Here is a 12,023-nt window from a genome sequence, read left to right on the forward strand (position 1 = left end):
GTACCACATTTTACCACAGAGTTTTAAGTTGTGACTATCCTGAGAGAAATACTTACTTTAAACAAGTCTCCCTCCGTTTCAATATCAAGGCTGCCTTCATGAAGGTCCACAATTGATTTCGCAATGGCCAGCCCGAGGCCAGAACCTTCTGTATGACGCGAAGTATCTCCACGTTTGAACCGTTCAAATAGCTCATCCATATTTTCACTCAGTTCATATTTTGAGACATTCTTGAATGAAAGAATCACCTGATTGTCCAGCTTACGCACTGTAATATAAACGCGTGAGTTGTCCATCGAGTATTTAAAGACATTTCCGATTAAGTTATCAAAGACGCGCCACAGCTTTTTCCCATCTACTAGCGCGTAAACTGGCACATCCGTGTAAGTAACCCGGAATTGCAGACTGGACTCATTCATAGTGTCATCATATTCGGCAAGTGCTTGTTGTAAAAGCTGGACGAGATCCACCTTTTCCAATGTCAATTCAACATTTCCACTGGCCATTTTCGAAACTTCAAATAAATCATCAATTAACAGCTTTAACCGCTTTGATTTCCTGTCAATGATTTCGACATAGGCTAGCCTGTCCTCATTGGATACTTCTTCCGTTTTTAATAACCCGGTATAAGTAATAATGGAGGTTAGCGGTGTCCTTAAGTCATGACTTACATTTGTAATTAACTCTGTTTTAAGTCGTTCGCTCTTTGCTTGTTCGTTCTGCGACGTTCTGACCCCTTGCTTTAATACATTCATATTTCCAGCGAGCATGGCCAGAACAGATTTCCCTGACACCGGAAGATCCTCCCCTAAATTACCAACAGCCAATTCATTCGTTTTATTGACGATCCGGTTAAAGTACCCGATGCTTTTGATCAAAATAACAACAACTGGAAGCCCTATTAACGCAAGCAATAACATATATACAATAAGAAAAACGGGATCCACAATAATCATTATCGCTGCTAAACCTAGACCAAATACTGCCGCTAATACAATAAACATCTGCATGCCCATGCTCTTATTCAAGAAAGCGTCTTTCAGGCTGCTTATTGCTTTATTGAAAAGTACCTTCATGCTCTGTCCTGTTTTATTAAGGAGCGCCTTTTCCCATACTTTTTTTAAGTTTTTCCAATCCTTTAATTGTGCAGAAAGAAATCTCCCTTGAACAAGGGTAAGAAACCAAAGCAGTGATCCAGCTACCATATAAGTGAATATACCCCATGTGTACACAAATAGGTTTTCAATGTCATAAAAAATTTTTTCATTAATGAGTAACAGAAAGATAACAGCCCCAAATCCAATTGTGGCAAATAAAACTACTCTAAGGTCAATGGGAAGCTTGATATAATAGGGCATCCATTTTTCAATTTCAACAACTATAACTTTCGATCTTTTCACAAGATAGAAACACAGAATAAGAACAAAAACGCTTGCTAAGGTACACACCAACCATATGAATTGTTTCTGCTTGTAGCGTTCGTACTTGATCATAACCGGGTTCGATGATGATAGAGATAGAGATTTAGATTTAGAAACTGCAATCTGTCCTTCAAACGGAATAAATGAATCAACCTGTTGTTCATATCCTGGGATGCTGTAAGACATCGAATATTCTCTTGGTATAGAATAATTGGTTACAAATAACATGTGGTTGAGATTCATATAGTCTTTTGCTGATTCAGCTTCTGAGTTGATCAGATTGGTATAAACTTTTCCGGTTGAACTGTTTTTAAAATAGTATTGAAATGCTTCTTTGTATTTCAAATATTCAGAGCGGTAGTTTTCCCGATCCCTGTAGAACATGTCCATTGCATGTTCTTTTTCCTGTATAACCTTTGCTTTGAAATACTCATCACTTTTGAACCCATTGGTAATATCCTCTATCTTTTTGTCTCTTTCCGCAACATAGATATCCGCTGCCGCTTTATTATCCATGGCCAATGCTTCCAGAATAGGAGCATCATACTCAGCATTTAAGTTAGCAATTTGATTAGTTAGATTTCCAAGCCGGTTACGATGCTCGTTAATTTCATCTTCATTGACAGTTATCGATTTTTTCGCTTCTTCCAAAGTGATATGGTTTAGCTCGAACATACTTAAATCCCTAATGAATTGATCGAGCTCGAATCGAAATTCCGGAGTGTGGAAATAATCCCGATGAACGTAATTGTTGCCGGCAGTGAAGAAGGTTAATATTCCGCTTAGGCCAAAAGTAAACATAAAAGCCCAAGCACCTATGATGATTCTATTTTTCCATTTTGTACCCAATTCCCCATACCACCTTTAAATATCTTGGATTTTTCGGATCGATTTCAATTTTCTCGCGAATTTTTCTGATATGGACGGCCACCGTATTTTCTGCGTTATAGCAAGGCTCCTTCCATACCCGTTCATAAATTTCATTGATGGAGAATACCCGTCCGGCGTTAGTCATAAGTAATTCAACAATTTTATATTCAATTGGAGTAAGCTTAACGGGGTCTCCGTGAGCGGTCACTTCCTTAGCTGTTTTGTCTAATGTGAGCCCATTAAGATCAATCATTTTTTTAATGCCCTCATAAGTACCAAGAGTTACATATCTTCTCAACTGGGATTTCACGCGGGCTACGAGCTCCATAGGATTGAACGGTTTTGTGACATAATCATCCGCTCCCATATGCAGGCCTAATATCTTATCGGTATCCTCACTTTTTGCACTCAAAATAATGATAGGAATATTTTTCTGCTCACGAATTTTATATGTAGTGGAAATCCCATCCATCTTGGGCATCATAATATCTAATATAATGAGATGGATTTGGTGTTCATTTATGATTTCTAAAGCTTCGATCCCATCCTTTGCTTTTAATACGGTAATTCCTTCATTTTTCAAATAAATTCCAATGACATCGCGTATTTCCTTTTCATCATCAACAACTAGTACAAAAAAAACATCCATGTTTCAACCTACCTTCCAGCTGCCATCTTTCATTAGCTTTATTATAAACGTAAACTCTTAACAAAGATTTATGATAATTATGATGAACTTCTTAATATTTTTATAACACGTGAATATCCTTCTAAAAATAAGAAAAACGCCTTGCGGCGTCCTTTGATGAGCGTGTTCGTGACGTGGGAGCGTTGCTGAGGTAAGGGCCGTGGGCTCCAGCCGCTGTTAAAGATTTGTTCCCTTGAATGAAATGGATGAGGAGGTAGGAACAAATCTTTAAAGGCGGACGCTATCGCTCTTCCTCCCACACCCCTTACCTCTCTTTAGCTACAATCGTACGAACACCAGGCTCAAACGAACTGCCAGCAAGGGTTTTTCTCTGGATTGGAGGGGATTTCCCAGCGCTCACAACAGAGAGGAACTGCTCTTTAACGATGTTTTTCATCGTTAAAAAAAGCACACGCTCGTTTCAGCAGAGGGCGGACTGCTTCAGGGTATGCTCTTCCCTCTTCTATGATTTATCACTGTAAAGAACTAAACTTTCTTATTTTGTAAAAGAAGGAGCCGCTAGTTAAGCAGGCTCCTTCCTCAAACTATCTACACCCGAACATGATCGGCTCTCCATTGAGTTATAGATTTCTTTATCTCGTTGGACTGCATCCCGGATTCGGCCGCTTTCGCGCACAGAGCAGGGAAATCCTTATCCGCTGAGAAACGAAGCGCAGTAATTTGCGCCAAAGTCAGTCTTGCATCTAATGGTTTGCCTGTTAGCATAAAGTGCCGTGAGTTCTCCTCTTGGCGAATAATACGATCTTGAAGCTTAGTTGCAAAGCTCCTAACGACTGCTACCAGCAGCAGCACACATATTGAGAGGCCAAACAATAGGATAGATGCAAAAGTGAAGCTTTCTCTTATTAAGTAAACAACAGTTGATACAAATAAGATCAAAGCGATCGGCGACAAGACATAATGATAGAGAGTTGAAAATTTCTTGTGATTTTGGTAGTTTTGTTCGTTCGAATTGTTCATTCATGCCTCCTGATAGGTAATGGGTTACTTTTTCTCTGGAATACAGCATTAATAAGTGTGGAATATACAAAAACAATTATCTCATCATTCAACATTTCTAGCAAATCCCAATTCCCGTGGGGAAAATAGACGAATACGATCAAAAAATCCAACAACAGCATGATGCTGTCTACGGCTTGTTTGTATTAATCTACTAGTAGATTGGTATATTACTGACTCCAACAAAAAATATTTACACATCATCCCCGACACTCGCCTAAACATTACAAAACTGATTTGCGTAGAATATGAAGGTAATGACACATCATTGTGAAAGGAGTGGCGAAATGTCGGAAATTTGTCATCGTCGCAATAACACTGCAGAAATTCTAGTCCTCTTCATTCTCTTAGTTATCATTGCATGCTCATTCTGCTTCTAATCTCGCCCTTCGTTCTTTTGATTACCATTTATGTAACAATTCCACTCTAGGGAGGCAACTAATAAAAACAGCCCTCAATCCTGAACGGAAAGAGGGCTGTTGTTGTCATTCCTATGCTAAATGCGCTATATCCCAATACTGATACCACTTTATTATTCCCACCCACATTTATTCCCCGAAGCAGTGCGACATAGACCATCATTGTCCTCCTATCCGTAACAGGCCCTGAGTACTTGATCAATAGGTGCTATAATGCGGCAGCTGCCGCGGAGGGGCTTGAAGCCAAGCCGATGATTTATGGAAAGGATGGAAGTGTTCAAGGAATCATTATCTGTACGTACATACCGGGCGTTGCGTTTTTTAGCTAACTGAGCGGCCAAAATTTTTAGAGCTGTAGCAACCTTTCTTCCCCGGTACTGTTTGCTGACTCCTGTATATTCATGATACATGCCTTCAGTCTGTGAATTGTACAGCAAATGGGTCACCCCAATATATTCTTCATCCTTTGCAGCAATGAGCACCAAATCTGGCTGATAGCCATCTACATTCAAATACCATTTCCGCCATTCGGTTATATCCGGTACATCTCCGCGATAGCCAGGTATGTCTACCAGCGTTTCTTTATAAAGCTCATAGAGCTTGAGTTCACTCTCATCACCAGATTCGTCAGCAAGCGTCAGAAAACGGATGCCTTCTGCCTGCAGTTGCTGAATAATATCCAAACCTAATTGATCATCATAATTCGCTATTTCAAGAACAGACTGGAATGAACGACGTTCAATCGCAAATCCCCTTAGCTCTACAAAACGTAAAGCCTCAATATCATCATCCCATATTTCCGAAATAAGCGAATCTGCACCGAGGTTTGAACCCCACTTCGCCACATGCTGCAATAGTAGAGTTCCTGCTCCTTGCTTGCGGTACTGCTTGTCAACGACAAGTGTGTTGCAGAGAAAACCCGGCTCTGTCCAAGGAGCACGCCATGACAAGACAAACCCTATTATTTCCCCCACTTCATTTATAGCTACCTGCCGTTCCCGATCATATCCCTGAAGCTGCCCATTCTCATCTTTCCAGGTTTCACCGACTTCGTAAAGCTTCTCGTCATCCTCCCGCAGCTTATGAGCCGTAGTAGGCTCTGACCAAAACTGATTCAGCACTCTCGAAATTGCTTCGTAATCCTCAGGCAAATGCAAAGGACGAAGCTGAAAATTCCTGCTATTCATACTAGCACCCCCATTCAACCTTTTTTGGACCATCAGCTCTTTATTCCCGGGAAGCGCTTTTCCAAAGTGGAAATCAATTCACCGTAAGAATCCCGTAATTCTGTTATCGTTATTAGCTCAGGTGTATTTGAGATTTCTTCTGATGTGTGCGTACGTAGAACACCCTCAAGTCCATCATAGTTGAACTTCATTTCTTTATAGGTTTGGGTGAGCTTCTCCAAGACGACTCCAATTAAGGTTTGATATTGCTCCATAGTTGACTCCTTTCGATTACCTGATTCCGGGATTGGATTGTTTAATTTTACCATAACCTACGAACAATTTGTCCGGAAAAAATGTGTATAGCTGACTATTCAGTCAAAGTCAAAGTCAAAGAAAAAGAAAAAGAAAAAGACCAAGAGCATACTCCTGATCTTTGCTTTTATTTTGATCGTTTAGAATAGCGGATAAACCCATATACAATAACGGCCGGTTCTGGTTTCATTGTATAGTATTATTTAAAACTCATCCTGAATGAGATCGGAACACACACCAATTGCTGCTTTGTTTCCTTCTCCCGCGGCGACAATCAGCTGCTTAATTAAAATACTGGTTGCATCCCCAGCCACATAAACACCAGGTACACTAGTTCTGCCGAAATCGTCCACCTCAATGCCGCCATAATCATTAGTTTTACAGCCCAAATCTTTGCCGAATGAAGCTGGCACCCAATCTGGGGAAATCAGCCCGCCTTCCCGCTCAATTTCTGTTTGATCCTCTAAAATTATTTTCTCCAGCATTCCGTTTTGGCCGACCAATGAGCTAATTTTTTGTTCATATACGGGGATGCCCTTTTGAAGCAGTTGCTCCTTCTGTTCTTCGGTGATGATGGATGTTCCATTGGTGCATACCACGAGATTTTTGCTCCAATTGTATAAGTTCTTTACTACATGAAAAACGGCCGGATGACCACTTATTACTACGAGTGCTTTATCTCTTAATTCCCAGCCATCACAGAAGGGACAATTAAATAAACTCTTTCCATAATACTCCTTTACCCTGTCCAATTCAGGAAGTACTTCTTTTAAACCAGTAGCAAGAATAATTTTTTTCGCTTCGAATGAATGGCCTTTTTCCGTTACGAGCGTAAAGACACTGTTCTCCTGTTTTATTTCTACAATAGTGTCCGCTTTGATCTCAATGGATGGGTATATCTCTATGTCCTGATGGGCAATTCGCCTGAACTCATTAGGCTGGATGCCGTCCCTTGTGATAAATCCGTGCGACTCCTTGGTTACAGCATTTCTTGGCTTATTATCATCGAATAGAATGACACTTCTTCTCGCTCTACCTAGTACAAGGGCTGCGTTAAGCCCGGCAGGCCCTCCGCCTACAATCGCGCAATCAACTGGCATACCTGTTCCTCCTGATAATGAGATATATTAAAGACTCTTAATGTCCTTAATATAACAAGCTTCATTTACTAAGTCAAGTTGTAGAAATCAGTTCTTCTTAAACAAGCCCACTATATCCACAAAAATCACTGTCTTTTTGCAGATCGTTCATAAATATGAAAATAGTATGTATATGGGTTCTTTTCATCGGTGATACCTTTTTCTACAGAAACCTCATTCCAATCTTCCTCATTAATTTCTGGAAAAAAAGTATCTCCCCCGAAATCATGATGGATCTTTGTCAAATACATTTTGTCTACGTACGGTAAAAACAAGGTGTAAATCTGTTCACCACCAAAAATGAATATTTCCTCTTCCCCTTCACACAATCTGAATACATCCTCAACAGTATGAACAATTTCACATCCTATCGCAGTATAATCATAATCCCTTGATAAAATTATATTTCTTCTTCCAGGCAACGCTTTGCCAATCGATTCAAAGTTTTTCCTGCCTAACACTATCGGATGCCCCATTGTAGTTTTCTTAACATATTGCCATTCTTTAGGCAGTCTCCATGGAAGATCGTTGTTTTTGCCAATAACCCTGTTATTGTCCATCGCTGCTATGATTGAAATAAGCATTCAGTCACTTCCTTTTAGTAATTATAAAATTGTATTTTGATACCATTCTGGAGCACCATTGTTAGCGAAGTCATGCGTTTCTACTATGAATCGGGTTCTCTCTTCAACAGCTTGCAGGTTATTTGCCGCCGCGCCAGCTATTTGACTAGCATGCTGGTTGAGTGCGACAAACAAATTGTATTTTCGCCAAAAATCATCAGGTATTTTATGGTTAAAGTACCCAATTACTTGACCCTTCGCAAAATATGCACTTACATGAATCGTAAACTTGGGCAATTTAAAAAATTCCTCAAAGGGGTCACCCCAATCATAGGAATCGAAATCAATAATTGAAATGGTGCCATCATCTTTTACAATCATATTTTGAGGATGGAAATCATCATGTTGAAAATGTATGGGGCTATCTTTCAATAAATAGATGTTATCTTTAATATAGCTTTCAATACATTCCTGCTTGTAAAATGTAAGACCCAGTCTCTTGCATTCATCTATTTTATTCTGATACTTTCTCATCCTTTTTTCATACCAGTTGAAAGGTTTCTGTGGCGTGATTACATGGATTTTCTTTAATTCTTCACCTGCTGAAATCCCTAGACTATACTGCTCTTCAACGCTCTTAAGAGGTAAAGAAGTGTCCCCACTCACTCCATCAAGATACGATAATATCATATAACATATTTGCTGTTCCTCATTAATACCGAATTTTACTGGCAATGGACACGAAACATTATGGCTGTAATGCCTTTTTAACAAATCAAACTCAACACTGCGTCTATCTGCTTTTTCAATTCCGTATATTTTCAAAACGTATTTCGATTTATTCCCCTTGGAATAAAGGATATATTTTGTGGCAGTTGAAAAGCCCTTTTTAAAAACTGAAAAATGAGTTATGGAAGGATCTTGCAAGTCATTTATTATGTCCTCGATTTTAACCATAAGTTCCTTTAATAAATTCGAGATGTTTGGGCATCCAATACGCCACCTTTTTCTACGCTCACCATTGGGAATTAATTGTAACATAGATATAGTCACATTAGAAAGACGCCTTGTGGTCGACGCTACACCTTCCTGGTGACCGCGACATTCAGTTAAGCAGCATGTGGTTATTGTCAAGCCGGCTACTTAATGGATGTTACGGACATGAGGTCCGCTATTTTATTATTTATCTCTGTTTTGCGAGAATTACGGACATTGGTTCCGCTTTTGCCCTAAATCCATGATTTTGACGCCATTTCAGCGTCAATAACGGCTCTCATGTCCGTGACTGCCACAAAAACCTTTGAATTTCTAAAATAACGGATCTGAGGTCCGCAAGGTCTGCACAGTTTATCGATAACAAAAAAAAGATCCCCGAAGGGATCCTTTTGACGGTGTTGATTAGATCAATTCAAAGCCTTACTTCAAAAAATTAATTTTGAATGTTGGATCGTTATTAATAACAATCATTTGTTCAGCTAGAATGACGACTTGCAGTCAGTTGTTTCTTTAAATAGCCCAACGGAACCACACCTCTCTTCACCGTCCTTACTATATTGTCCCTTATGATTAATGTTTATACATGCAAGAGGAAAATAATCATTAAAAAAAAATCGGATACCATTACCCCTTAAGGACAACACTATGAGCGCGTTATAAAATTCAATCATGAGGTGATTTAGTTGAAGAATCAAAGCATTGAACAACAAAACGAAAGCTTTAAAAAGCAAAGCGAAGAAGCTCAGAAAAGTAAGAGCAGCACGCTTCCTCCTTCCGACAAAAAATTACATCAGCCAAACCGTCCTTCAGTTTAATCGTTCGTAATGTGAAGTGCAATACCAAAGCCAACAAACACCACTCTACAGCAGGATAGCTGTGAGGTGGTGTTTGTTAGTAGCGGGTTGATTCCACAAAAAAAGAAATTAATTAATGGCATTAAATAACACGAAAATGGTTAATGTCATTAATAAAAAACACTCGAAAAATGTCGTATTTTAGTTAACCACGTTAAGTTTTATCAACTTCTGTCTTCTTTTGAGCTATTGGCGAATGTTAGGCCCTTTTCCGCAAGGGCAAGACGGATCAGGCCCAGCGCCTTTGGCCCCATCCCATGCAGCTTCAAAACCTCAGCTTCCGTCACTTTGCCGAATTGTTCAAGCTTCAAGTACCCAGCATTAGTAAGCGCTCGAGTTGCCGGCTTGCCAAGCCCCTTCGGAAGATCCGATTCCGATTCATCGCTTTCCAGTCTAGTATCATTTGTGTTTTTTGGCATATTAATCCCGCCTTTTCCTTTACTGATCTTGATTTTATCACCAGTATACCATGTTAAACTAGGTAATGGTTTCTTTCAAATTGCTATCAATATTTCTTTATTTTCACTCAGCACTATCAGCCAGGATTTGCATTATCCCCTTAAAAAGTGGTATCGCCTTATTTTCCTCACGTAGACCTGCATGCTCTACAACGACTGCTACAGCATACTTAGGTGAACTTGTTGGGCCAAATCCAATGAACCATTGGTTTACCTTTTCCTGCTCGCCCACCCGCACCTGGGCAGTTCCAGATTTTCCTGCAAGCTCCCATGTCCCTCCCTGAAGACCCTTCCCTGTGCCATCCGTTACAACGGTCTCCATCCACTTCAGAATTTTACGGCTAGCTGCCGCTGACACGCGTTGATTTTTTTTATTGTTCACTTTTTTAACAGGAAAACGCAGCAGCGTCTGATCCGTTTGATAGCGAATATCTGTTGCCACCCTTGGCGCGAAAACCTCTCCTCCGTGGAGAAGGGTGACGACCATATTAGCAGCTTGTAGCGGAGTCATCCTGACATCACGCTGACCGATCGCTGTCTGTATTCTTACTCCTTCGTCCTCTGGTGTTTCGGATGCAAACAATTGTCCCTTCTCTTCAGCGTCCAACTGTTCAAGCTGCCCGTACTTCCTCGAAGAACCAGACCATCCTTGCTCAGTAAGCAGACCGAGCTTTCTGGCATAAAGCTCCAACTGTTTAGAGCTCAATCTTTTCATGACCTCGGCAAATACAATATTGCAGGACTCGGCGAAGCCTTCCTCCAATGTCAAATGTCCATGACCTTCCTTTTTCCAACAGGTAAATCCATATTTTCCGAGAGCCCCTTCACAATTAAATGTTTCATCAGGCTTAACGACCCCTTCGTCCAAAGCAGCGGCCGCGACAACGGTTTTGAAAATAGAGCCTGGCGTCATCGCCTTAAGCGCATGATTGCTCCAGTTATTCTCTTTAAGATCGATATGATCGGGATTATAAGCAGGCCGGCTAGCCATTACCCTTATATCGCTCTGCTCTGCATCAAGCACAACAACAGCCCCTTCTTTTACCTTCAGCTTGTCCATAAGGGCTTCAATTTTTTGTTGAATATCCATATCTATAGTGGTAATCACTTTAAGCGGATAGTGGCTGTTGCTTGGCTTAATCAGTCTCATCCCCAAGCCTTCTAACATCCGGTTCGCATTATCGGTAAAGTAAGAAATTGAAGTAGCACCTACTCCCCTAAGCCATGGCTCAAATGTCTTTTCCAGGCCTGCACCTCCAATCTTGCTAGCAAGGGTAAGTTCGCCAGAGGCAAGCTGATCTGTAAAGGTCTGCGCAATTCTTTCCGGATTCTCACCAATAAATCCGATGAGCTGTTTAGCTGTCATGCTATCTGGATAACGTATTTCAGAATAGACAACTTTACTATAGGATAACTGCAAGCTCTCTATATCTTGAGCTTGCTCCTTGGTTAGCGAAGTTGGAATACCATTATTGTCCGCTGACCATAAGCGTGGTACCTTGGAAGCTTGGACGAAGGCCGTCCATGATTCTTCATCCGTTTTCAAGATGGCGGCTAGCTGCTTTGCACGATTTTCATCCTTTTGCTGGTTAGACTTATCGGGAAACACAGCTAGGGCAATGATGGGTTCCCCTGTCAAGGAGCGCAGCTTGCGATCGTAAATGTTGCCGCGGCCAGTTGTAAGAACCAGTGATTTCTGCCGTTGGATAACTGAATTTCTGACGATATCTTTTTTCTGGTCCGTATATATATGAGGGCTTAGAAATTGAAGCCAGAAAAGTCTGCCAGCAATACACGCAAGAAGCAGCGTTAATATGAGCAATGTGATGAACATTCTTCTTTTTTCGAGATCGCCGCTTGTCTGTGTTTTTTCCAAGGTGTCTTCGCTCCTATCGTGACTAGATTCATTCCTATTCTAATTATGAACTTCTATGCGAGGAAACAAACATATAGAAAAAAAGCCTTGCTGGTATCCTTAGAGGAGCGTGCTCGAAACTCGGGTGCATTACGTAAGGGAAAGACTGTCTGCTCCAGTCGCTGTTAAAGATTTGTTCTCTTGAATGGTATAGATGAGGAGGTAGAACAAATCTTTAAATGCGGACGCTATCACTCTT

13 protein-coding genes are annotated in these 12,023 nt (G+C 40.6%); 2 read left to right on the top strand and 11 right to left on the bottom strand.

The window, feature by feature from the left end:
* Positions 1-23 precede the first annotated feature (23 nt).
* From J2Z66_RS07205 to J2Z66_RS07215, 3 genes are all read right to left on the bottom strand, one after another.
* On the bottom strand, positions 24-2,072 hold the full coding sequence (locus J2Z66_RS07205) for a sensor histidine kinase (protein WP_245375332.1): 2,049 nt from the start codon (positions 2,070-2,072) through the stop codon (positions 24-26).
* Positions 2,073-2,247: 175 nt separating this feature from the next.
* Entirely contained in the window at positions 2,248-2,940 is a 693-nt protein-coding gene (locus J2Z66_RS07210) for a response regulator transcription factor (RefSeq protein ID WP_209970677.1), read from the bottom strand.
* Positions 2,941-3,528: 588 nt separating this feature from the next.
* Positions 3,529-3,960 (bottom strand): DUF6526 family protein, encoded by a 432-nt coding sequence (locus tag J2Z66_RS07215; RefSeq protein ID WP_209970678.1) that lies wholly within the window; start codon positions 3,958-3,960, stop codon positions 3,529-3,531.
* 326 nt (positions 3,961-4,286) lie between these two features.
* Between J2Z66_RS07215 and yjcZ the strand changes: the two genes are divergently transcribed.
* Positions 4,287-4,379: a sporulation protein YjcZ gene (gene yjcZ / locus J2Z66_RS44345; protein WP_209970679.1), complete on the top strand. Its 93-nt coding sequence runs from the start codon at positions 4,287-4,289 to the stop codon at positions 4,377-4,379.
* 58 nt (positions 4,380-4,437) lie between these two features.
* On the opposite strand, the gene J2Z66_RS44005 is transcribed toward yjcZ, so the two are convergent.
* The 6 genes from J2Z66_RS44005 to J2Z66_RS07250 all read right to left on the bottom strand — a co-directional run bounded on the left by J2Z66_RS44005 (position 4,438) and on the right by J2Z66_RS07250 (position 8,642).
* Positions 4,438-4,581 (bottom strand): DUF1697 domain-containing protein, encoded by a 144-nt coding sequence (locus tag J2Z66_RS44005; RefSeq protein ID WP_376774364.1) that lies wholly within the window; start codon positions 4,579-4,581, stop codon positions 4,438-4,440.
* Positions 4,582-4,588: 7 nt separating this feature from the next.
* Positions 4,589-5,605, bottom strand: a complete 1,017-nt coding sequence (locus tag J2Z66_RS07230; RefSeq protein ID WP_209970681.1) for a GNAT family N-acetyltransferase — start codon at positions 5,603-5,605, stop codon at positions 4,589-4,591.
* Positions 5,606-5,637: 32 nt separating this feature from the next.
* On the bottom strand, positions 5,638-5,859 hold the full coding sequence (locus J2Z66_RS07235; protein ID WP_209970682.1) for a hypothetical protein: 222 nt from the start codon (positions 5,857-5,859) through the stop codon (positions 5,638-5,640).
* A gap of 243 nt (positions 5,860-6,102) precedes the next feature.
* On the bottom strand, positions 6,103-6,999 hold the full coding sequence (locus tag J2Z66_RS07240; RefSeq protein ID WP_209970683.1) for an NAD(P)/FAD-dependent oxidoreductase: 897 nt from the start codon (positions 6,997-6,999) through the stop codon (positions 6,103-6,105).
* A 125-nt stretch (positions 7,000-7,124) separates the two neighbouring features.
* Positions 7,125-7,622, bottom strand: a complete 498-nt coding sequence (locus J2Z66_RS07245; RefSeq protein ID WP_209970684.1) for a dihydrofolate reductase — start codon at positions 7,620-7,622, stop codon at positions 7,125-7,127.
* 21 nt (positions 7,623-7,643) lie between these two features.
* Entirely contained in the window at positions 7,644-8,642 is a 999-nt protein-coding gene (locus J2Z66_RS07250) for an aminoglycoside phosphotransferase family protein (RefSeq protein ID WP_209970685.1), read from the bottom strand.
* A 638-nt stretch (positions 8,643-9,280) separates the two neighbouring features.
* On the opposite strand from J2Z66_RS07250, the gene J2Z66_RS43355 reads away from it, so the two are divergent.
* On the top strand, positions 9,281-9,412 hold the full coding sequence (locus J2Z66_RS43355; protein ID WP_281068801.1) for a hypothetical protein: 132 nt from the start codon (positions 9,281-9,283) through the stop codon (positions 9,410-9,412).
* 203 nt (positions 9,413-9,615) lie between these two features.
* Here J2Z66_RS43355 and J2Z66_RS07255 read toward each other — a convergent pair whose 3' ends face one another.
* Both J2Z66_RS07255 and J2Z66_RS07260 read right to left on the bottom strand, forming a co-directional pair.
* The gene (locus J2Z66_RS07255) at positions 9,616-9,870 is read right to left on the bottom strand and encodes a helix-hairpin-helix domain-containing protein (RefSeq protein WP_209970686.1); all 255 of its coding nucleotides are present in this window, start codon (positions 9,868-9,870) and stop codon (positions 9,616-9,618) included.
* Between the two features lie 103 nt (positions 9,871-9,973).
* Positions 9,974-11,785 (bottom strand): peptidoglycan D,D-transpeptidase FtsI family protein, encoded by a 1,812-nt coding sequence (locus J2Z66_RS07260; RefSeq protein WP_245375333.1) that lies wholly within the window; start codon positions 11,783-11,785, stop codon positions 9,974-9,976.
* Positions 11,786-12,023 lie beyond the last annotated feature (238 nt).

The sequence above is a fragment of the Paenibacillus eucommiae genome, from assembly GCF_017874215.1.
Classification (GTDB): Bacteria; Bacillota; Bacilli; order Paenibacillales; family NBRC-103111; genus Paenibacillus_AI; species Paenibacillus_AI eucommiae.

Coding starts and splice junctions, on each gene's coding strand:
- J2Z66_RS07210 (WP_209970677.1), bottom strand. CDS start 2,940: ATGGATGTTTTTTTTGTACTAGTTGTTGATGATGAAAAGGAAATACGC.
- J2Z66_RS44005 (WP_376774364.1), bottom strand. CDS start 4,581: ATGATGGTCTATGTCGCACTGCTTCGGGGAATAAATGTGGGTGGGAAT.
- J2Z66_RS07250 (WP_209970685.1), bottom strand. CDS start 8,642: ATGTTACAATTAATTCCCAATGGTGAGCGTAGAAAAAGGTGGCGTATT.
- J2Z66_RS07245 (WP_209970684.1), bottom strand. CDS start 7,622: ATGCTTATTTCAATCATAGCAGCGATGGACAATAACAGGGTTATTGGC.
- J2Z66_RS07255 (WP_209970686.1), bottom strand. CDS start 9,870: ATGCCAAAAAACACAAATGATACTAGACTGGAAAGCGATGAATCGGAA.
- yjcZ (WP_209970679.1), top strand. CDS start 4,287: ATGTCGGAAATTTGTCATCGTCGCAATAACACTGCAGAAATTCTAGTC.
- J2Z66_RS07215 (WP_209970678.1), bottom strand. CDS start 3,960: ATGAACAATTCGAACGAACAAAACTACCAAAATCACAAGAAATTTTCA.
- J2Z66_RS07240 (WP_209970683.1), bottom strand. CDS start 6,999: ATGCCAGTTGATTGCGCGATTGTAGGCGGAGGGCCTGCCGGGCTTAAC.
- J2Z66_RS07235 (WP_209970682.1), bottom strand. CDS start 5,859: ATGGAGCAATATCAAACCTTAATTGGAGTCGTCTTGGAGAAGCTCACC.
- J2Z66_RS07230 (WP_209970681.1), bottom strand. CDS start 5,605: ATGAATAGCAGGAATTTTCAGCTTCGTCCTTTGCATTTGCCTGAGGAT.